This window comes from Perlucidibaca sp., assembly GCF_057084925.1.
The window spans coordinates 140,590-161,106 of sequence record NZ_JBXMRC010000031.1; the positions used below are offsets into that span (position 1 = coordinate 140,590).

A 20,517-nucleotide genomic window follows, 5' to 3' on the forward strand; every position below is an offset into this window, starting at 1 on the left:
AGGAGTGTTTGAGATGGATCCGCTGAGCCAAATAGCCCTGTTATTGATCAACACCGCCTGTAGCGTATTTCTGATGCTGGTGTGGTTGCGTTTTTTACTGCAGGCCTCCGGCGCAGATTTCTACAACCCGATGTCGCAGTTTGTGGTGAAGGCCACCAGCCCGATTTTGCATCCGCTGCGGCGCGTGATTCCGTCGGTGTTTGGTTTGGACTTAGCGGCACTGGTTCTAATTTTTGTGGTCAAGCTGGTGCAACTGGCGGCCACGGCCTATCTCACCGAACAAGCCGCAACGCCTGCGTTGCTGGCCGTGACGGCAGTATTCGGGTTGCTGCTGGCGGCCTCGAGCTTCTTTTTCTGGCTGATTTTGCTCATGGTGATTCTGAGCTGGGTCAGCATGGCGTCCGGCGGTGTTAGCCCGGCCTTGATGCCAATTTTTCAGCTCTCCGAGTTCATTTTGGCGCCTTGCCGTCGTTTATTGCCGAGCATGGGCGGCTTCGACTTGTCGCCAATCATTGCCTTCCTCGCCATTCAGATCTTTGAGATTCTGGTGAAGTCGGCGTACCCCACCGCGCTGGCGTTGGTAGGGGCGGGCTGATGTCTGACGCGGCATCGTTCGCCTATCCCGCCGACAGCGTTGGCCTGGCCACGCCGCAGACGGTGCATTTCGACACGCCGCTGACACTGGCCAGCGGCCGCGTGCTGAAAGCCTACGACATCGTTTACGAGACTTACGGCACGCTCAACGCCGAGCGCAGCAATGCCGTGCTGATCTGCCATGCGCTGTCCGGGCATCATCATGCCGCCGGCTTCCATGCTGGCGAAGATCCGGCCAAAGCCAAGCCGGGCTGGTGGGATGCGGCCATCGGGCCGGGTAAGGTCATTGATACCAATCACTTTTTCGTGGTGGCTATGAACAACCTCGGTGGCTGCCACGGCTCGACCGGACCGGCGTCCATCAACCCCGATACCGGCGTGCCGTTTGGTCCGGACTTTCCGCTGGTGGCGGTGCGCGACTGGGTGAAAGTGCAGGCGCAGGTCTCCGACTATCTCGGCATTCAGTGCTGGGCCGCCGTGGTCGGTGGTTCGCTCGGTGGCATGCAGGTGCTGCGCTGGAGCATCGATCAGCCAGAGCGCACCGCCAACGCGGTGATCATCGCCAGTGCACCGAAACTGTCGGCGCAGAACATCGCCTTCAATGAAGTCGCGCGTCAGGCCATCCGCCGCGACCCGGATTTTCATGGCGGCCATTACTACGCCAAGGGCGTGGTGCCGGAAGTGGGCCTGTCGCTGGCACGCATGGTCGGGCACATCACCTATCTGTCCGACGATGCCATGCACCAGAAGTTCGGCCGCGATCTGCGCGCCACGACCTATCAGTACGGGTTCGATGCCGAGTTTCAGGTCGAGTCCTATCTGCGTTATCAGGGCGAGGTCTTTTCCAAGCGCTTCGACGCCAACACCTACCTGCTGATGACGCGCGTGCTCGACTATTTCGATCCGGCGCGCGACTACGGTCACGACCTCGCCAAGACCTTTGCCAAGGCGCAGTGCCGTTTCCTCGTGCTCTCGTTCAGCACCGATTGGCGCTTTGCTCCCGAGCGTTCGCGTGAAATCGTCGATGCCCTGGTCGAGGCCGGCAAGTGCGTGTCCTATGCCGAGATCGATGCGCCGCAGGGCCACGATTCTTTCCTGCTCGATAACCCGCGCTACCTGGCGGTGTTCGGCGCTTACATGCGGCGTATCGCCGAAGAACGGGAGGCCTGCCATGCGTCTTGATCTGGCGCTGGTGAAGCAGTGGGTGCGGCCCGACACGCGTGTGCTCGACCTCGGCTGTGGCGATGGCGAGCTGCTGGCTCATCTGCGCGATACGCTGAATGTGCGCGGCTACGGGCTGGAGATTGACCCGGATAAGCTCACGGCGGCCATCGCGCGTGGCGTCAATGTCATCGAGCAGGACCTGAACAAGGGCCTGAGCAACTTCAGCGATGACAGCTTCGATACCCTGCTCATGGCGCAGGCGCTGCAAGCCGTGCAACGGCCGGACGAACTGCTCGACGATATGGTGCGGGTGGCACGCGAAGTCATCGTCACCTTCCCCAATTTCGGTCACTGGAAAACGCGCTGGTACCTGATCCGCAAGGGCCGTATGCCGGTGTCGCGTGCGCTGCCCTACGGCTGGTACGACACGCCGAATATCCATCTCTGCACGTTCCGTGACTTTGAGGCGATGTGCCGCGACAAGGGCCTGCAGGTGCTTGACCGTCTCGCCGTGGATCAGGATCAGCAGGGAAGCGTGCTGTCGCGCTGGTTCCCGAATTTGTTCGGCGAGATCGGCATTTTCCGCGTCACGCGTGGTGGTGCGGCATGACCCGTTTGGTCTTGGCCACCGGCAATGCCGGCAAGCTGAAAGAGCTGCAAGCGCTGCTTGCTGACTGTGGCGTCGAGGTGCTGTCTCAGAAGCTGTTCGATGTGCCGGATGCCGACGAGACCGGCCTGTCGTTCGTGGAAAATGCCATCCTGAAGGCGCGCCATGCTGCGCAGCTGACGGGCCTGCCGGCCTTGGCCGACGACTCCGGTCTGGTGGTCGATGCCCTGCTCGGCGCGCCCGGTATCTACTCCGCACGCTATGCTGCTGACCCGGTCACGGGCGCACCGGCGGGCGATGCCGCCAACAATGCCAAGCTGCTCGCCGCGATGGCTGCGCTGCCCGTCGGCACGTCGCGCACGGCGCGATTCGTTTGCGTACTGGCCTTCGTGCGTCATGCCGATGACCCGCTACCGGTGCTCTGCCAGGCGGTGTGGGAAGGCGAAATCGCGCAAGCGCTGTCGGGTGCTGGCGGTTTCGGCTACGACCCGTTGTTCGTGGTGCCGGGCGAGGGCATGACCAGCGCCGAGCTGCCGCGTGAGCGCAAGGCACAGCTCAGTCATCGCGGCCAGGCTTTGCAGCAGCTGAAGGCGCGCTGGGGCGAGACCGGGCTTTGAGCTCGCCGCCACCACTTAGCCTCTATGTGCACATGCCGTGGTGCGTGCGCAAATGTCCGTATTGCGACTTCAACTCTCATGCCACACCCGGCGATGAACAAGGCGGCGTACCCGAATCGGCCTATATCGCGGCACTGCTGCAAGATCTCGATCAAGACCTCGCGGACTTCCCGAGCGCTCGGGCAGGCGAACGTGAGCTGGTCTCGATCTTCATCGGCGGCGGCACGCCTTCGCTGATTTCACCGGCGGGTTATGCCACGCTTTTTGACGGACTTCGTGCGCGCTTGAATTTCGCTGACGATATCGAAATCACCCTCGAAGCCAACCCCGGCACGGTCGAGCAGGGCTTGTTCCAGGGCTATCGCGAGGTCGGCATCAATCGCTTATCGATTGGTGTGCAAACCTTCCAGACAGCGCAGTTGAAAGCGCTCGGCCGCATTCACTCCGGTGATGAAGCGCAGCGCGCAGCGCAGTCGGCGCGCGAGGCCGGCTTCAGCAACTTCAATCTCGATCTCATGCACGGCCTTCCCGGGCAAACGCTGGAGCAGGCGTTGGATGATTTGCGTCAGGCCATCGCGCTCGAGCCTACGCATCTGTCTTGGTATCAGCTCACGCTGGAGCCGAACACGGTGTTTTTCCGCGAACAGCCCGTCTTGCCCGATGAAGACGTGCTCGCCGACATTCAGGATGCCGGGCAGGCACTGCTGGCCGCTGAAGGCTATGTGCAGTACGAGGTTTCGGCCTATGCCCGCCGCGTTCAGCGTTGTCGGCACAACCTGAACTACTGGCAGTTTGGCGACTACCTCGGCATCGGCGCGGGCGCGCATGGCAAGCTCACGCAGGTTACGGCTACCGGCCTGGATGTCCTGCGAACCAGCAAGACTCGGGTGCCGAAAGACTATCTCGCTGCGACGCGCTTTCGCGTGGCTGACACTTTGATTGCTGCCGAGGCTCTGCCCTTTGAGTTCATGCTCAATACCCTGCGCTTGATAGAGGGTGTGTCCACGACGCTGTGGTCGGAACGAACCGGCTTAAGTACGCAGGTGCTGGCCGAGACAGTGACGGCGTTACAGCATAAAGGCTTACTACAAAACGACGCCAATACACTGGTTGCAACAGCGCTGGGGCAGCGCTACCTGAATCGAGTCATCGAGGCATTTTTGCCGGAATGAATTACTATGACTCGACGCTCATTACGGCGTAACACTTCCTGAACATGAGTAACTGAACCATGCCTTCTGCCATCTGGGTCGATGCGGATGCCTGCCCAATCGTCATTAAAGACATGCTGATTCGCGCCTGCGAACGCACCGGCATTTCAATTACCTTTGTCGCCAACCAGCCGGTGCGAGTGCCCGCTGGCTTGCCCATGAAAGCCGTACAAGTGCCTGCCGGTTTTGATGTGGCAGATAACTACATCGTGCAGCACTCCGATGTACATGACCTAGTGATCACACAGGACATCCCATTGGCCGCTGAGCTGGTGAAGAAAGGTGTGGCGGCGGTGACACCGCGTGGACAATTCCATACCAAAGAATCGATTGGTCAGCGCCTAGCCATCCGTGACCTGATGAGTGATTTGCGCGATGCCGGCATGGTGCGTGGCGGACCACCGCCGTTTTCGCAAGCGGATCGACAGAACTTCGCCAATCAGCTCGACAAATGGCTGGCCCAGCGTAAGCGATAAGCCAGTTCTACTAGCGTCGGCTTCGGGTCTGCTCCGCGACGGCGCTGCGAATTTGCGAGATATTTTCGCGCAGCATATCGGCCACCAACTCGTCGGTGCGCGGGTCAAGCAAGACCTGCTCGGTGACTCGCAGCACGGTATCCGTCACGTTTTCAATAATCTCGTTATAGAACGGCATGCGCTTAAAGCGGCCCGCTTGCGGGTCGTTACGCAGCTTTTCGCGCACCATATCCCGCAGCTCACTTTGATTTTCTTCCAGTGCATTGGCGATATTGCGCGTGTAAGTGCCCTTCACAAGGACTTCAGCGACCTCATCCAACACGGCCACGGTAATGACGCCGCTCACGGCATTGACGACGCTGTCTTTCACGCGATTGAGCAGGCGCAGCGTAAAGCCATCACCCAGAATGCGATCTACGGCACGACCCAAGCGCGCCATGGTGAGGATGAAGCGCAGGATGGGCCAGTCATGAAACATGACGTGCGACACCGGAATCATGCCCAGAAACGCATACCAGTTGCGTGCGAGGTAATGACGTGTCCAACCGTCTTGACGCCAGTGGTAAAAGAATTCGAACGCGAAGATGCTGCACACGGTGTAGTCCACCGTGCGTATCCACCATAAGGCTTGCTTACTGACGTGGAAAAAATTCTGCCAAGCCAGCAACACCAGCGAGAGCATGGCCAGGGCAAACAAGATCCAGTCAGTCACACCGCCGCTAAACAGGGCGGGGCGAGGTTCGTTCGCGGGTTTTACCGGCTCGAGCACAAGTGCCATATCAATCCATCCGTGTGTAAATCAGATCCCAAACACCATGCCCGGCGATATGGCCGCGCATTTCAAACTTGCTCACCGGGCGCCAATCGGGGCGAGGGTAATATTCCCCCTTCACCCAGGCATTGGTAAAGCCTGGCGCTGCTTCCATATGCTCAAGCATCCATTCCGCATAGGGCGCCCAGTCTGTGGCCATGTGAAAGCGACCGCCCAGGCGAAGTTTACGTCGCACTAACTCAATCAAGTCAGGGCGCACGAAGCGGCGTTTGTGATGTCGGGCCTTTTGCCAGGGGTCAGGAAAGTACAATTGCAGCGTATCAATGCCGCCATCGATGATGCCTTGCTCCAGCACTTGCACGGCATCGTCAGCGTAAAAGCGCAAGTTGGTCAGGCCACGCGTGCCGGCATCGAAGCAAAGTTGTGCGATGCCCGGCTTATGAATTTCAATGCCAATGAAGTCGCGCTCCGGAGCGGCTTCCGCCATGGCAATCAGCGTCTGACCCATGCCAAAGCCGATCTCCAGTGTTAATGGCGCCTGCCGACCAAAGACATTAACGGGGTCCAGCAGGCCATCCGATAGTTTCAGCTCGTAGCGGGACGCAAACTCGTCCATGCCGCGCTGTTGCGACGTATTCAGCGGGGAAGTACGCGGCATGAATGTTTTGATGCGCTCGGTGAACGGGCGCTTGCTGGATGTGTCGCTCATGAAAGGCTCTACGGAGAGGCGGCTGATGACGGGAATTGTAAGCGCTGCAGGGGAGTGGGTGTAGCCTGATCTGCTGCGCTGTGTCGTTGTTGGATGCAAGAGAGTTTGTCATGATGGCGCGTACTGTTAGGGAGCATTGATATGAAGTCTGTCATGGGTTTGATTCTAGCCTCGGCCTCGTTTTCCGCCTCGGCGGTAAGTTATGCCCCGATGAATTTGGTCGACGCCTCGGGTATTGGCCCGGCTATTGGCACCATCACGATCACCAATACACCCTATGGCTTGGTGTTTACCCCCTCTCTGAAAGGGTTATCGCCAGGGCTGCACGGATTCCATGTGCACCAAAACCCGAGCTGTGCGCCTAAGGAGAAAGACGGCAAGCCTGTGGCGGCGTTGGCTGCCGGTGGCCACCTGGATTTGACCGGCGCAAACAAGCACGGTGAGCCCTGGGGCGATGGTCATATTGGCGACTTGCCCGCCCTTTTTGTGGATGGCGATGGCACTGCATCCCAGCCGGTGCTTGCCCCGCGTTTAAAGCACGCAGACCTCGTAGGCCGATCATTAATGATTCATGTTGGCGGAGATAATCATGCGGATCACCCGGCGGTCTTGGGTGGCGGTGGTGCACGTATGGCCTGTGGTGTCGTGGAGCCCGGTTGATGTACAGCGAATGGTTGTTTTCCTACGGCACACTACAACTGCCCTCAGTGCAGATAACCACCTTTGGCAGGTTGCTTGACGGCTCGGCGGATGCTTTGCCGGGGTTCGAGCAGACGATGGTTCTGATTGAGGATGCCGAGGTAGTGGCTACGAGCGGGCAGACTCATCATCCCATTCTGCGTTTTAGTGGCGACCCTGAGCACTGCGTTGCGGGTCAGGTGTTTCGCATTTCATCTGATGAGCTCGCCCAAGCTGATCGATATGAAGTCGCGGCATATCGTCGCGTATCGGTTATGTTGGCATCCGGACAGCAGGCTTGGGTCTATGTGGATGCGCGCTATGCGCCACCTCAATCTTTAGGCGAAGCAAGCTAAATGAACTGGATCATCTTAATCGCGGCAGGTCTTTTTGAAGTGGTTTGGGCTATTGGGCTTAAGTACACCGAAGGCTTCTCCCGCTTTTGGCCTTCGGTCATCACCTTGGCGGCTATGGCCATCAGTGTCGGCCTGCTGGGCTGGGCTATGAAGTCTTTACCGGTCGGCACCGCTTACGCTGTCTGGGTCGGTATTGGCGCGATTGGCACAGCCATCCTCGGCATGGTGCTGTTTAATGAGCCCGCCACGCTCATGCGAGGCCTGAGTCTGGCGCTGATTTTTGCCGGCATTATTGGCCTCAAACTGGCGTCACACTAAGTTCAAGGAGTCGGTAATGAAGGACGATGAGCAAACGAAATTTTGTCGCGATTGTGGCGCCCCGCTGAATGCGCGAGCTGAAATTTGCCCGGCCTGCGGCATTCGGCAAATCCCCGCGCCTAGCATCATTCAGTTAGGTACTATTGCGCCCAATGGACGCAGTAAATTAGCGGCCATTCTGCTCGCCTTTTTTCTTGGCGGCTTTGGCATTCACAAGTTCTATCTGGGTCAGATTGGCTGGGGTATCGTCTATCTGTTGTTATGCTGGACGTTCATTCCCGCATTTGTCGCCATCATTGAAGCCATCTTACTGCTGGTCATGAGTGATGAGCGTTTCAATGCAAAGTTTGGCCAGCAGCGATAATGCCGCGGCATTTAGTTTTTGAAGGTAAGCACCCGCATGTCGCTGGTGTTCAGGGAGAGACACAATGTTTAATCACATCATGGTGGGTTCAAATGACATCGAGCGCTCTCAGCGCTTTTACGATGCCGTTTTAGGCTTACTCGGCGCCAGCGCGCCCGTGCGTAATTTGGCTAACTCAGGCCATGTTCGCCTGTTTTATCGCCACGATGGCAACACTTTCTGCGTGACCGAGCCGATCAATGGCGAGCCAGCAACGGCCGCTAACGGGGCAACAATCGGTTTCAAATGCAGTTCCCCAGAGCAAGTGCAGGCGTTTCACGATGTCGCGGTCGCTCATGGCGGCACCTCCATCGAATCGCCACCCGGCTTACGCAGCAGCAGTTTGGGCGAGCTGTATTTGTCCTATGTGCGTGACCCTGATGGCCACAAACTGTGCGCTCTGTATCGTCCCAGCTAAGTCGTCGCTCCTAACGGAACGCGACACCGTCAATCGGGCTGGATGCTGTGGCGTAGAGTTTGCGCGGCATGCGTCCAGCAAGATAGGCCTGGCGTCCGGCTTCCACGGCTTTGCGCATCGCCGATGCCATCAGAATTGGCTTGCCGGCAGCAGCAATAGCCGTGTTCATGAGCACGCCCGCGGCCCCTAATTCCATTGCCACGGCAGCATCGGACGCTGTGCCCACGCCGGCATCAATGAGTACCGGCACCGTGGCCTCTTCTAAAATGATGCGCAGGTTGTAGGGATTGACGATGCCTAGGCCGGAGCCAATGAGCGAGCCCAGGGGCATGACCGCCACGCAGCCCATCTGCGCGAACAAGCGCGCGGCAATTGGGTCATCGTTGCAATAGACCATCACCTCGAAGCCTTCGTTGACCAGCGTTTCAGCCGCCTTCAGGGTCTCTGGCATGTTCGGATACAGCGTTTTTTGGTCACCCAACACTTCCAGCTTGACCAGCTTATGGTCGTCGAGCAGTTCGCGCGCGAGGCGGCAGGTGCGCACGGCCTCGTCGGCGGTATAGCAGCCCGCGGTATTCGGCAAAATGGTGTAGCGATCAGGCGAGATGACATCGAGTAAATTTGGCTCGCCTTTAGTCTGGCCAATATTGGTGCGTCGTACAGCCACAGTGACAATTTCTGCGCCGCTCGCAGCAATGGCGTCACGCGTTTCGTTCATGTCTTTGTATTTGCCGGTGCCGACCAGCAGGCGGGAATGAAAGGTTCGGCCGGCAAGAACAAAAGCATCAGTCATTGGATGGGACATGGGGCAGGGCTCGGGCAAGTAGCGTATGCGGACGATTGTACGAGGACAGCCCGCTCGCAGCTAGGATACTTGCCGTTTTGCAGCCTCTAAATTGGCTTCGTTGAAGTAAAAATCTGCCGCTAATTGGGCAATAGAGAGCTTTGAGCGTAACAGTGCAATTTCTTCTTGCAGGCGGTAATTCAGTGCTAGCAGCTCTTCAAGCTGTGGCGTCTCGGATGAGCTTGCGCTGGGGATGTCGTCATTCACGTGGCATACCTGTTGCGGCAATTGAAGTGAAGAGGTCGTGTCACTCACAAGTTGGTGGCTTGTAAATTTATATGAAGATGGTAAACGAATGAGAAAGACCGGCGTTCCGTTGTTAGGGAAAATCTTTGTTTTTTTATGTGAAGAAATGTAATTAAACAATTCAGCATGTTGCGTCATATAGATTTTCTGGTGAGTTATACCTGCTGGCTAGGGCGATAAGGCGTCTTTATTAAATTTCGTATCCAAATGGCGTGGATATGGCCTTAAATTCCCGTTTGTACGCCTAAGCTTTGTGCGAGAAAAATCATAAGCCACTGAAAGTAAAAGCCATTAATATTTTACAAATTACTACAGTGTGGCTCGAAGGCCTGATTTGTTTCGCGCTTATAAACATTAATGAAACGGTATGAATAGTTTTCCGATGGTTTTATTGCGGTCGAAGCCAATAACCCACGGAGTTTAACTATGAATATGCAAACCTCACAAAAACAGGCGATTTTATTACTGTCAGCTACATTGCTTTTAGCAGGCTGTAATAGCGGCGGGGACGAAACCAGTGGTGAAACGACTACGCCACCCACAGCCCCCAAGGTAGCGATTTGCAACTCAGAAAGCATGACCCCGGCCCAAATGGTTGAAGTCTTTGCGCAAAAACCTGTCGCAAAAGAATTGTCTGCCCTTGTGCTGACCCTGGTTGACCCTCAAAAGCAAACTTTGGCGGCGTTGACGACAGCGATTGATAACGTCGTAGCACTGGATGGTGCGAATTTTTGTGAGCTTACCGTCTTTCTGCAAGAGCTCATTAACGACGAAAAAAGCGAAGATCTGCAGCCTCTGACGTTTACCCTGAACATTATTTTAACCGGCCTGAATAACGGCATGACCTCCCAGCAAATTTCCAGCGGCTTAGTCCCGTTGCTGAATGGAACGTATGTACAGGCTAACAAGTCGGGCTTGATTTCCTCGGTGACGGACTTAACAGGAAACTTGCTGGGTGGCAGTGTGCTTAGCCCCGTTCAAGAGTTGCTGAAAGGCTTGCTCAGTCCTCAGACTGGCCTGCTGTCACCGCTGACCAAGCCATTGGATGAGCTGACTGCCGTTGATGGTGGTCCTTTAAGCCCGCTCACTCAGCTGGTGAATGCCTTGGTGAACACGAAAGATCAGGCATTAGAACCGCTCATTGCCTTGCTTAACGGTGTCTTAGGCGGCATGGAAAACGGACAAACGTCTCTCGAAATTGAGAACGGTATTAAAGCGCTGGATGAAGGCCAGCTATTCGTTAAGTCGTTCTTATCGAATGTGCCCTTCTATGGCGCTGCTCTGGCAGCACAGGCGCCCGCCGTTGCACCTAAGCCGGTGGTGACCGCGCCTTCAAAGCCTAGCAATCCGTTGGCTGGTTTGGGCGGTGGTAGCACGGAAGCAAAGACACCGATTCTTGGCCCAGTCTTGGTGCAAATTCCGGTGCTCGGCCCCGTGCTTGATGGCCTGCTGGGCGGTTTGTTAGGCGGGCTGATGGGTCTGGCAAAGTAAGCGTTGAGTGAATCCAGTAAGCCGTGGTCTCTCAGTAACGAGAGATCAGGCTTACTGCAAACCACGCGATTGCCACTGTATTCTTTGGTAGTCGAATTAGCCCTGAATCGGCTGCGCTAAAATCCAAAGGCCGGACGTGGTGAACAACACCATAAGTACCAACATAGGTATTTGGCTGATCATGGCCGCACGCGCCGAGCCAAAGCTGCGCAGCGCCTGCTGATGCGCCAAGTAAACACTCACCACATGTCCAATCAAGATCAGCGCAACTTGCGTATGCCAGACAGTGCCCATGTCGGGCAGGATGGGTGCGCGCCAGAGCTGAGCGGTTCCAAACAGGTCCCAGCCCCAGCCGAAAGGGTCCGACAATAAGCTGACGATCTTGACGCCTTGCGACAGCAGCAGCGTGTAGTAGTGCGTAATGTGATACACCAATGCGATGGGAATCAGTGAAAAACCAAAGTCGCCGAGGAGCCTTAACAACGGTGTTTTACTGCCGGTCAGCAATCGGCCAAACCAAACAAAGACGGTAAAAACCAGCAAATAAAGCCACGGCGAAATGAATAGGCACAGGGTTTCGTAGGCGAGATAGAACGGTCTTAGCTCAACAAATGCGTGAATGGGCGGTTTGCCTATCCAGGCATATATCAATCCGTAGGGGTCGGTCCAAAATAAGCGATACCAGGGCACGGTCCCGCGCAGACCATCAAACGCAGTTGCAGAAAGCATGAAGAGAATGAACACGACCAGACTCAAGTGCTCTGCGCGTACTTGCTGTAAGCCAGAAAACGGTAAACGCCAGCGCACGCCTTGATTAGCGGTGTAATACAGTGGGGATGCAAGCGCGAGCAAGCGTAAAAAGACAGAAAAAAACTCGCCATACCGGAGCCAGACATCGCGGCCAAAGCAGGCCATGCCTGTCAACGTTATCGCCGAATAGATGAGTAAGTATTTGGCTAAGGCTTCTGGGCGAGTCAAGCTGAACAGCTCAATCCAAATAAAGCCCTGAAACAACAGTAGGGCTGGCCAGTAACTGAGCCAGCGTGGGTACTGCCAGCGACCCTCCATGAAGCGTCCAAATCCTAGGCTAATGACACGCCAGGGATTTAGTACCTCATAAAAATTGCCCAAGAAGGCGCTCAGATAAGCGATACCTAAAACAAAGATGATCCAGAAAAACGTCATGTTGAAATTGCGATAGGGGTCTTGCACACCCCAGATGCCAGTGACGATGCACAGCAATAAAAGCCCGACACTGAGGGTGCTCAACCCGGGCCGCAAGCGCTTGCTCAGCTGCGTCAGCCAAGCGGCTGGGTAACTGGGTAGCGCACTTGGGCGGGCTTGGGTGGCGAGCAAGCCGATGACCAAAAATGAGATCAGCAGCGTCGCTGCCGCTGCATAAAGATAAAGCCAGAACGGCACCGGAAGCGTGTAGAGGCGACCAAAGGAGTGAGCGAAAACAGGCCCAGCGAATAGAGACAGCCCAGCGGCTAAAAGGGCTTTTTTTACCAGATGGGTCATTTCATGCCTCTCGTTTTTATTGGACGCAATCCTACATTTGTATTAGTTTCGTTCAACTCTTTTTGGCCGATGATTTTTCGGCCGAGATATTTTGGTGAAATGCGGGAGAACACGCATGCAGACCTACACTACGCAAGCTCGCTTGCGCCTTGCCCTTTTTTTGTCGGTATTCAGTCTTAGCGCCTGTGGTCCATGGTCTTCAGACTCGGACGACTCAGATAAATCCCCTAGCCCTTCTGTACGCGCTGCACCTCTCACCAAATTTGATTTAGCTAATGGTTGCTACCGCTTGCAACCGCAGGGCGGCTCGGGCTTTGTTGGGCAGTCTGGTAATGCGTGGACGGCCAATGCCACGTCGGCAAAAGCCGCGTTGTTTTATCTAAAGCCCACAGCGCTGGCTCAGTACCTGCTTTTTGATACCTCCAGCCAGATGCTATCGGGCCAGTCGGGGCAGATTAGTGCTGTAGCGCGAGCCAGCGATGCGGCCAACTGGACATTGGCTACCGTTAAGCCGGGTCAATACACCTTGAGTCTGAGCAGTGCGGGGCAATTTTTAGCCGCTGGAACGAATGGCGCGCTTTCCTTAGCGGCTGCGCCGACCATTTTTAATTTTGTTGGCGCCACGGGCTGCAAGCCTTATCCCGAAATTAGCGATGACATTGTCGGTGAGACCTATCGTGGTCAGGGTGTTGATAAACCCGTGATCGGCTTTGCTGAAGTGCATACCCACATGGCCATGGGGCATGAAATGTCCGACGGTAGTCAGTTAGTTGGGCCATCGGCTGGCGGCGTTATGTACGGGCAAATGTTCCATCGCTTTGGCGTGCCCCATGCCATGGACAACTGTGAAGATTGGCATGGTCCCAATGGCATTCGTGATCCAGAGGCTTTAGTGCTTGATCTAAAGCCATTGACCACGCACGAAACAGGTGGTTGGCCGGGGTTCGTTGCTTGGCCGGCGTATGACTCGCAGTTGCATCAAGCGATGTACTACAAGTGGGTCGAACGTGCATGGAAGGCTGGTATGCGAATCATGGTGTCGGAAGGCACTAACATTGCGGCCTTGTGTGAAGTTGGGCGTCTTGCGGTTTTGCGCCCCGATGCCGATTGCAACGACATGAGTCTGGGTATTAAGCAGGTGAAATACCTGTTCGACTTGCAGAACTATGTGGATGCCCAAGAAGGCGGGCCGGGCAAAGGCTGGTTCCGTATTGTGACCAGTCCGAAAATGGCCCGAGAGGTCATTAACGAAGGCAAACTGGCCGTGGTGGCAGGGTTAGAGTTTGCCAATTTGTTTGACTGCACCGTCAAGTTCAATCCGCTCGGTGGTGAGACTCGGGGCTGTACAAAGGAAAGCATTGATCGCCAGATTGAAGAGGTTTGGAACCTTGGTGTGCGAGAGCTTTATCCCTATCACGATGTGAATAGCGCGCTGGGGGGCACCGGTATTTTTAATGGCGATACCCTGAATTTGGTTGGCTTTGTTGGCACCAACCAGTTTTGGAAAACCTATGACTGCGCGGATACCGGCGAAGGAGCTAAGTACTTCTATCCTGCTGGCGCAATTATGACCACCGCCGTGCCGGGTACGGGTAGTGACCCCTTGAGTCAGACGGTGATTGGCTTGCTACAAGGCCCCGCGCCCATTTATCCGCCCGATCGTCGTCAGTGCAACGCCCGTGGCATGACCGATCTGGGTGAGTACGCGATGCAGCAGCTGATGAAGAAAAAATTCATCATCGACATCGATCACGCTGAAATCTCCATCAAACAGAAAATGTTAGACATGGCTAAGGCGCAGACACCGTCTTATCCGATGATTTCAGCGCACGGTGGTCACGGGGGTATCAGTCTGGCGCAGGCCAAGGAGATTCTCGATAACGGCGGATTGATTTACCCGTTTAAGCCCAATGGCAAGGGGCATGTTGAGTTTATGAACAAGCTCAAGCCTATTTGGCCGGCCAACAAACCCATGGCAGTGGGCTATGGCATGGATGCAAATGGCATTGCCGATCGTGCGCCGCCGCGTGGTGCAGGTAGCAAGCCCGTGAAGTACCCCTTTACGCTCTTTAGTGGCCCAGACTGGGGTGATCGCTACGCCAAAGCGGGCATTAAGCCCATTTCGGTGAAGCTGCAAACCGTACCTGAAAGTGGCAAAAGTTGGCACATTGATGAGGTGGGCACGGCCCACTACGGCATGGTGGCTGATTACGTAGAGGAAGTTCGGTTGGAAGGTGGTCAGGAAGCCCTAGACGCCCTGTACAACTCGGCTGAAGCCTACCTACAAATGTGGGAACGAATTGTAAATCGCTAAGCAAAACGGGGGCGGTCAAGGTCTGACTTAGCCCCCACCAATCGCATGCACAATCTCGATGTTATCGTTTGGTGCGCAGAGACATTGTGCATGCAAGCTGCGCGGCACTATCTCCCCGTTGCGTTCAATGGCGATGCGCTTGCCGACCAGTCCTTGGGCGGCCACAAGCTCAGCGAGCGTGCAGCCTTCAGCGACTTCCGTGGGCTCTCCATTTAAGCGAATATTCATCTTACGCACTCCGCATGAGGCTGTAGGCCAGCCATAACCAGCCCGCGATAAAGGCGAGCCCGCCTATCGGGGTAATGGCGCCAAACCAACGGGGTGCGCCCAGCGCCATGGCGTACAGGCTGCCGGAGAAGATGATAATGCCCAGCTGTAACAGTATCGCGCTGGTTTGAATGCCTGCGACGGGCAACGCCGGGGCTACGCTACTCATGCGCAGCAGCACGCCCAGCGCGACTAAGCCCAAGGCATGCCACATCTGATAAGACACCGCGGTATGCCACCAGCCTAAGGCCTCAGTGGACAGGCGCGCTTTCAGCGCATGGGCGCCAAAAGCACCGGTCATTACGGCTAAGGCCATATTCAGTGCGGCAAGTGCTAGCCAGTTCATGGCGGTTTCTCCGGCACATAAAAAGACCCGCAACGGTGGCGGGCCTAATTGGGAAGGATGGAACAGATTAGGCCGTCAGGGCTGCTCTGACTTTATCCATGGCATTTTTTTCGAGCTGACGAATACGCTCGGCGGACACGCCAAACTCATCCGCTAACTCATGCAAGGTGGCCTTCTCTTCGCTGAGCCAGCGTCGAGCCAGAATGGCCTGACTGCGGGTATCGAGCGCGTGAATCGCGGCCATCAGGTTATCGGTGTTGCGGCTCTCGGTATCGTCGGCCTCAACCAGCAATGCCGGATCGTAACGGTGATCTTCGAGATAATGAATCGGGGCTTTCGCCGCTTTTTCATCATCGTCATCCAGGCTGCCTTCGAGCGCTGTATCGTGAGACAGCAGGCGGCCTTCCATTTCGAAGACATCACGCATGGAGACGTTCAGGTCTTCGGCGATAGCAGCAGCTTCAGCTTGAGTTAAGCCACGCGACGATTTTTTCATGCTGCGCAGATTAAAGAACAGCTTGCGTTGCGCCTTCGTGGTGGCCACTTTCACGATGCGCCAATTTTTGATGACGTATTCGTGAATTTCGGCTTTGATCCAGTGCACCGCAAACGACACCAAGCGAACGCCCATGGTCGGGTCGAAGCGCTTTACGGCTTTCATCAGGCCGATATTACCTTCTTGAATTAAGTCGGCTTGGGGTAGACCGTAACCGGCATAACTCTTGGCGATATGAACGACAAAACGCAGGTGAGCCAGCACGAGTTGGCGTGCAGCATCGAGGTCATCGTGAAAGTGTAGACGCTCGGCAAGCGCGCGCTCTTCATCAGCCGTTAAGACCGCCACGCGGCTAACAGACTGGATATACGAACCGAGATTGACTCCCGGCACTGTCACTGCGATGGGCTGCAAGTGCTTGCAGTCACTCATCTTTTTACGCCTCCAATGGCCTATAGCCATACACTGGGTTTATCACGACCGTAGATAATAGCATCGATATGCTGCCCTGCAAGATGACGAGCGAGCAGCGGCTCGGTTGACGTGCAGGACAAGGTCTAGCGCAATTAGGACTCTAATTCGCGCAAATGACGGCCAACCGCCATCCAGGCACCCAACCAACCTAAGAAGCTCGATCCGGCCAATACTGCCAAGCTTGTGCCAAAAGAGGGGTAGCTCAAGCTAAAGTTGCTGCTGTAGAGGCTGGCCATTTGCGTCACGGGCACATTGAGCCATGCGGTAAAGCTACTGACCGCAATGAGGGTAAGCACCCCCGCGCTTAAACCGCACCAGACACCCATATAGATAAAGGGGCGACGTACAAAGCCATGGGTACCGCCAAGCAAGGAAATGACACGAATTTCATCGCGGCGGGATTCAATGCTCAGGCGAATGGTGTTGCCCACTACCAACAATCCGCCGAGGAGCAGGGCGCCGCCAACGGCCCAAAGCAGGCGTTGACCCAACTCAAGCATGGATTGAAGACGCTGTACCCAGGCGATGTCTACTTCTGCCAAAGCGACTTCTGGCCATTGAGCCAACTGATCCCGCAGTGTGGTCATTTCGCTGGAGCTGGCATCATTCTTCGGAAACACTTCGAGCACGGCGGGTAAGGGGTTGTAGCCGAGCTGATCTAATGCGGGACCGTAACCCGACTGCTGCTTGAACTCTTCTAAAGCCCCATCGGACGAAATAATGCGCGCCGAGCGAATGCCGGGCAGTGCTTGGGCGCGTGCCAGTACGCTGGCTTGTACTTCCGCGGGCGTCTCTTCCTTCAGATAAATCGACAGCCTGGCTTCGCCATCCCAGCCACTGGCTGCACTGCTGGCGTCATCCAGTAACTTGCCTAAACCCAGGGGCAGGGTCAACGAGATGGTCATGACCAGCACGGTCATCAACGTGGAAAGCGGCGATTGGGCGAGGCGGCCAAAACTATCTTTGGCTTCGCGCTGATGGTGTTGCAGCCAATGAGTGGCGCGAGATGAAAAGGTGCTGGTTTGTTTCTCAGCACCGCGAGCAGCAATGGGCTGATTCATACGGAGGCTCCAGTATCGGCGACCAGCTGACCGGCCTTCAAGGTCAAAAGACGATGGCGGAAGCGGGCAATCAGGGACAAATCATGTGTGGCAACCAGAATGCTAACGCCCACGCGCGACAGCTCTTCAAAAATATTCATCACTTCCACGGCTAACTGCGGGTCGAGGTTGCCGGTGGGTTCGTCGGCAAGAATAACGGCGGGTTTGCTGACCACGGCGCGGGCGATACCGACACGCTGTTGCTCACCACCGGAAAGCTCAAAGGGCTGCGATTTTGCGCGATGCTTGAGGCCGACCAGATCGAGTGCGGCGTATACGCGATTAGGGATGTCTCGCGGTTGCATGCCGGCAATGATTAGCGGCAGCGCCACGTTGTCATAAACCGAGCGATCGTCGAGCAGGTTGTGATCTTGGTAGATCATGCCAATGTCGCGCCGCGCCAGCGCAATTTGATTGCCCTTAAGCTGGCTGTGGTCGCGATCGTTCACGATGACGCGTCCGCTGCTGGCGCGCTCGATCAGCATAATGAGCTTAAGCAGCGTCGATTTGCCTGCGCCTGAATGGCCGGTGAGGAAGGCCATTTCGCCGGTCGGTAACTCAAAGCTCAGCTCACGCAGCGCATCGAATTGCGGTGCATAACGCTTGCTGACAGATTCAAAACGGATCATCTAACGATCTCCAACGGGCGGCGACGACGCTTAACGCGTTTCGTCGAACAGCGCCTCAACAAATTCGGCAGCCACAAAAGGCCGCAGGTCATCAACACCTTCACCCACACCCACATAGCGAATGGGGAGGTGGGTTCGGCTAGCAATATTAAACAGCACGCCACCTTTGGCCGTGCCATCCAGTTTGGTAATGACCAGGCCGCTGAGTTTGACGGCTTGGTCGAAGTCTTGCACCTGGTTCAGCGCATTTTGGCCAGTGCCGGCATCAACCACGAGTAGCGTTTCATGCGGAGCATTGGCATCCAGCTTTTGCAGTACACGCACGACCTTGCTCAGCTCATCCATCAGATGGCTTTTGTTATGCAGACGGCCGGCGGTGTCAGCAATCAGCACATCAATGCCCTTGGCTTGCGCGCTTTGCAGGGCATCGAACAGGACCGACGCGGAGTCAGCGCCACTACCTTGAGCAATTACCGGAACATTATTGCGCTCACCCCAGACTTGCAGCTGTTCGACCGCAGCAGCACGAAACGTGTCACCAGCAGCGAGCATGACGGACTTACCTTCACGCTGCAGACGCTTAGCCAGTTTACCGATGGTCGTGGTTTTACCAACGCCATTGACGCCCACCACTAAAATCACAAACGGGGTGGCGGCTTTGGGAATGACCAAAGGCTGTTGTCGGGGCGCGAGTAATTCGGCTAATTCTTTTTTCAGGGCATCGTAGAGCGCATGCGAATGCAGTAGCTCATTGCGCGAGACGCGCTCGGTCAACGCATCCACGACGCGTTTCGTGGCATCGATGCCAACGTCGGCAACGAGCAGCTGAGTCTCAATGTCCTCCAGCAGCTCATCATCAATTTCTTTGGCGCCGATCAGTAGCGTCGCCATGCCTTGGCTAAAGCTTTTGCGGGTTTTGGAGAGCCCGCTTTTCATGCGACTAAGGAAGCCGCCAGCCTCGTGAGAGGCGGTCTGGTCTGTACTCATTTGGGTGTCCAACCTGTGCCAGCTTGTTGCAGTGCGACAAGCTCGGGATGCGCTATGCTACCACCCGTTTTCCTAATGCGGTGATGTCTTATGCGGCGGCTAGTTCAGCGAATTCCCATGGGTGTGGCGATCAGAACGGTATTGATCTTGCCGCTGTTCATCATGGCATCGTTGGCTTCGGCAGCGATTGCGCCGGTCAGCTTTAACTTGGCCAATGGCCTGCGCGTCATTGTGCAAGAAGACCATCGCGCGCCCGTGGTGCTGACGCAGGTCTGGTATCGAGTGGGCTCATCAGACGAACCGCCGGGACTAACGGGCTTGTCGCATGTGTTGGAGCACATGATGTTTAAAGGCACGGTGAAAGTGCCTGTGGGTGAGTTCTCGCGATTGGTCGCCTATGCCGGTGGCGATGATAACGCCTACACCAATGACAATTTCACCGTCTATTTTCAGCAACATCTGGCCGATAGATTGCCGCTTGCATTGGAGTTGGAAGCGGATCGCATGATGGGCCTGACGTTCGATGCGGAGGAGTTTGCTCGCGAGCTCAAAGTTGTTATGGAAGAGCGTCGCTTGCGTACCGACGATAATCCCCAGGCACTGGCGATGGAACGTTTTCAAGCACTGTCTTTGCTCTCCAGCCCCGAGCGAAATCCCACCATTGGCTGGATGCGTGACTTAGAGCGTTTGACCGTGGAAGACGCGCGAGCGTGGTATCAGCGCTGGTATGCGCCAGCCAATGCCACGCTGATTGTTGTGGGTGATGTCACCGTGGCTCAGGTGCGCGAATTAGTGGAGCGTTATTTTGCTCCACTACCGTTAGTCAGCATCCCTCGCCGCGCGTTAATTCGTGAGCTCGACAGTCCGGGTGAGCGCAGCCTCAGTCTGACCTTGCCGGGGCAGGTGCCCTCTTTGTATATAGGCTTTAATTTGCCCAGTTTGGCGAGTGCGCGCGACCCCCAAGATGCTTATGCCTTGCAGCTGCTATCGGGGGTGCTCGACGGCGGCATCAGTGCGCGCTTGGAGCGTGACGTGGTGCGCACTAATCAGGCTGCGGCGATACGGTCGGGTTATGACGTGTTAGCCCGCGGCGATACGCAGTTAATCATTACGGCCGTGCCTGCAGCGGGCCAGTCTTTAACCGCCTTACGCGAGGCGATCCTGAAATCGGTTTATGCCTTACGCGATGAGGAAGTGAGTGTCGACGAGCTGGCCAAGGTTATGGCGAATGTGCGTGCGCAAGCGGTCTATGGCCGTGACGAGCTGGATGATCGTGCTCAGCAACTTGGCCGTCTCGATGCGCTGGGCTTGCCGTTAACCTGGGACGACGAGTTGCCGGCGCGACTAAAAGCCATTACGCCCAAAACGATTCGTGAAGTGGCTAGGCGCTATTTACAACCCGAGCGATTGGCGACGTTGTTTTTGTATACGCCGAACTCGCCCGCACCGACCCAGCCAGTTGGGGTGACACCGTGATTA

The 20,517-nt window shown here is 56.1% G+C and carries 24 protein-coding genes and 1 pseudogene; 14 read left to right on the top strand and 11 right to left on the bottom strand.

Annotated elements, in window-relative coordinates:
* The first annotated feature begins 13 nt into the window (after positions 1-13).
* From AC14IB_RS10580 to AC14IB_RS10605, 6 genes are read left to right on the top strand one after another with little or no spacing between them, the layout of a single operon-like run.
* Complete coding sequence (locus tag AC14IB_RS10580) at positions 14-595, top strand: YggT family protein (protein WP_484231835.1); 582 nt, start codon at positions 14-16, stop codon at positions 593-595.
* The gene (gene metX / locus AC14IB_RS10585; RefSeq protein ID WP_484231836.1) at positions 595-1,776 is read left to right on the top strand and encodes a homoserine O-succinyltransferase MetX; all 1,182 of its coding nucleotides are present in this window, start codon (positions 595-597) and stop codon (positions 1,774-1,776) included. Before AC14IB_RS10580 ends, metX begins: the two co-directional genes overlap by 1 nt.
* Positions 1,766-2,368 carry a methionine biosynthesis protein MetW gene (gene metW / locus AC14IB_RS10590; protein ID WP_484231837.1) on the top strand — a complete coding sequence of 201 codons (603 nt, stop codon included), beginning with the start codon at positions 1,766-1,768 and terminating at the stop codon, positions 2,366-2,368. The genes metX and metW overlap by 11 nt, the downstream gene beginning before the upstream one ends.
* Positions 2,365-2,982, top strand: coding sequence for an RdgB/HAM1 family non-canonical purine NTP pyrophosphatase (gene rdgB, locus AC14IB_RS10595; RefSeq protein ID WP_484231838.1), 618 nt, complete (start codon positions 2,365-2,367; stop codon positions 2,980-2,982). Before metW ends, rdgB begins: the two co-directional genes overlap by 4 nt.
* Complete coding sequence (gene hemW / locus AC14IB_RS10600; protein WP_484231885.1) at positions 2,961-4,154, top strand: radical SAM family heme chaperone HemW; 1,194 nt, start codon at positions 2,961-2,963, stop codon at positions 4,152-4,154. The genes rdgB and hemW overlap by 22 nt, the downstream gene beginning before the upstream one ends.
* A 59-nt stretch (positions 4,155-4,213) precedes the next feature.
* Positions 4,214-4,669 carry a YaiI/YqxD family protein gene (locus AC14IB_RS10605; protein ID WP_484231839.1) on the top strand — a complete coding sequence of 152 codons (456 nt, stop codon included), beginning with the start codon at positions 4,214-4,216 and terminating at the stop codon, positions 4,667-4,669.
* A 10-nt stretch (positions 4,670-4,679) separates the two neighbouring features.
* On the opposite strand, the gene AC14IB_RS10610 is transcribed toward AC14IB_RS10605, so the two are convergent.
* Positions 4,680-5,447, bottom strand: coding sequence for an ion transporter (locus tag AC14IB_RS10610; RefSeq protein ID WP_484231840.1), 768 nt, complete (start codon positions 5,445-5,447; stop codon positions 4,680-4,682).
* Between the two features lies 1 nt (position 5,448).
* Positions 5,449-6,150 (bottom strand): tRNA (guanosine(46)-N7)-methyltransferase TrmB, encoded by a 702-nt coding sequence (gene trmB, locus AC14IB_RS10615; RefSeq protein WP_484231841.1) that lies wholly within the window; start codon positions 6,148-6,150, stop codon positions 5,449-5,451.
* Positions 6,151-6,291: 141 nt separating this feature from the next.
* Here trmB and sodC point away from each other — a divergent pair, with 141 nt between their 5' ends.
* The 5 genes from sodC to AC14IB_RS10640 all read left to right on the top strand — a co-directional run bounded on the left by sodC (position 6,292) and on the right by AC14IB_RS10640 (position 8,323).
* Positions 6,292-6,810, top strand: a complete 519-nt coding sequence (sodC, locus tag AC14IB_RS10620) for a superoxide dismutase [Cu-Zn] SodC (RefSeq protein ID WP_484231842.1) — start codon at positions 6,292-6,294, stop codon at positions 6,808-6,810.
* A complete protein-coding gene (locus tag AC14IB_RS10625; RefSeq protein WP_484231843.1) occupies positions 6,810-7,184 on the top strand; it encodes a gamma-glutamylcyclotransferase family protein in 375 nt (124 codons plus the stop codon). Before sodC ends, AC14IB_RS10625 begins: the two co-directional genes overlap by 1 nt.
* Entirely contained in the window at positions 7,185-7,502 is a 318-nt protein-coding gene (sugE, locus tag AC14IB_RS10630; protein WP_068857854.1) for a quaternary ammonium compound efflux SMR transporter SugE, read from the top strand. It abuts the gene before it with no gap.
* A 16-nt stretch (positions 7,503-7,518) separates the two neighbouring features.
* Positions 7,519-7,866, top strand: a complete 348-nt coding sequence (locus AC14IB_RS10635; RefSeq protein ID WP_484231844.1) for a TM2 domain-containing protein — start codon at positions 7,519-7,521, stop codon at positions 7,864-7,866.
* Between the two features lie 64 nt (positions 7,867-7,930).
* Positions 7,931-8,323, top strand: coding sequence for a VOC family protein (locus AC14IB_RS10640; RefSeq protein ID WP_484231845.1), 393 nt, complete (start codon positions 7,931-7,933; stop codon positions 8,321-8,323).
* Positions 8,324-8,333: 10 nt separating this feature from the next.
* Here AC14IB_RS10640 and AC14IB_RS10645 read toward each other — a convergent pair whose 3' ends face one another.
* Together AC14IB_RS10645 and AC14IB_RS10650 are read right to left on the bottom strand one after the other, a co-directional pair.
* Positions 8,334-9,128: a thiazole synthase gene (locus AC14IB_RS10645; RefSeq protein WP_484231846.1), complete on the bottom strand. Its 795-nt coding sequence runs from the start codon at positions 9,126-9,128 to the stop codon at positions 8,334-8,336.
* A 60-nt stretch (positions 9,129-9,188) separates the two neighbouring features.
* Entirely contained in the window at positions 9,189-9,551 is a 363-nt protein-coding gene (locus tag AC14IB_RS10650; protein WP_484231847.1) for a hypothetical protein, read from the bottom strand.
* Positions 9,552-9,839: 288 nt separating this feature from the next.
* On the opposite strand from AC14IB_RS10650, the gene AC14IB_RS10655 reads away from it, so the two are divergent.
* Positions 9,840-10,904, top strand: a complete 1,065-nt coding sequence (locus AC14IB_RS10655) for a hypothetical protein (protein WP_484231848.1) — start codon at positions 9,840-9,842, stop codon at positions 10,902-10,904.
* Between the two features lie 96 nt (positions 10,905-11,000).
* Here the strand turns inward: AC14IB_RS10655 and AC14IB_RS10660 are convergent, their stop codons facing one another.
* The gene (locus AC14IB_RS10660) at positions 11,001-12,425 is read right to left on the bottom strand and encodes a hypothetical protein (RefSeq protein WP_484231849.1); all 1,425 of its coding nucleotides are present in this window, start codon (positions 12,423-12,425) and stop codon (positions 11,001-11,003) included.
* Positions 12,426-12,540: 115 nt separating this feature from the next.
* Here AC14IB_RS10660 and AC14IB_RS10665 point away from each other — a divergent pair, with 115 nt between their 5' ends.
* Positions 12,541-14,739: a hypothetical protein gene (locus AC14IB_RS10665; RefSeq protein WP_484231850.1), complete on the top strand. Its 2,199-nt coding sequence runs from the start codon at positions 12,541-12,543 to the stop codon at positions 14,737-14,739.
* Between the two features lie 27 nt (positions 14,740-14,766).
* Here AC14IB_RS10665 and thiS read toward each other — a convergent pair whose 3' ends face one another.
* The 6 genes and pseudogenes from thiS to ftsY all read right to left on the bottom strand — a co-directional run.
* Positions 14,767-14,967 (bottom strand): sulfur carrier protein ThiS, encoded by a 201-nt coding sequence (thiS, locus tag AC14IB_RS10670; protein ID WP_484231851.1) that lies wholly within the window; start codon positions 14,965-14,967, stop codon positions 14,767-14,769.
* A gap of 1 nt (position 14,968) precedes the next feature.
* The gene (locus tag AC14IB_RS10675; protein WP_484231852.1) at positions 14,969-15,352 is read right to left on the bottom strand and encodes a DUF423 domain-containing protein; all 384 of its coding nucleotides are present in this window, start codon (positions 15,350-15,352) and stop codon (positions 14,969-14,971) included.
* A gap of 67 nt (positions 15,353-15,419) precedes the next feature.
* Entirely contained in the window at positions 15,420-16,280 is an 861-nt protein-coding gene (rpoH, locus tag AC14IB_RS10680; protein ID WP_068857864.1) for an RNA polymerase sigma factor RpoH, read from the bottom strand.
* 134 nt (positions 16,281-16,414) lie between these two features.
* Complete coding sequence (ftsX, locus tag AC14IB_RS10685; RefSeq protein ID WP_484231853.1) at positions 16,415-17,383, bottom strand: permease-like cell division protein FtsX; 969 nt, start codon at positions 17,381-17,383, stop codon at positions 16,415-16,417.
* Complete coding sequence (ftsE, locus tag AC14IB_RS10690) at positions 17,380-18,051, bottom strand: cell division ATP-binding protein FtsE (RefSeq protein WP_068857866.1); 672 nt, start codon at positions 18,049-18,051, stop codon at positions 17,380-17,382. The genes ftsX and ftsE overlap by 4 nt, the downstream gene beginning before the upstream one ends.
* 30 nt (positions 18,052-18,081) lie before the next feature.
* Positions 18,082-19,002, bottom strand: a pseudogene (gene ftsY / locus AC14IB_RS10695) (signal recognition particle-docking protein FtsY); the annotation flags it as partial.
* A 126-nt stretch (positions 19,003-19,128) separates the two neighbouring features.
* Here ftsY and AC14IB_RS10700 point away from each other — a divergent pair.
* Positions 19,129-20,514 (top strand): M16 family metallopeptidase, encoded by a 1,386-nt coding sequence (locus tag AC14IB_RS10700; RefSeq protein ID WP_484231854.1) that lies wholly within the window; start codon positions 19,129-19,131, stop codon positions 20,512-20,514.
* Positions 20,515-20,517 lie beyond the last annotated feature (3 nt).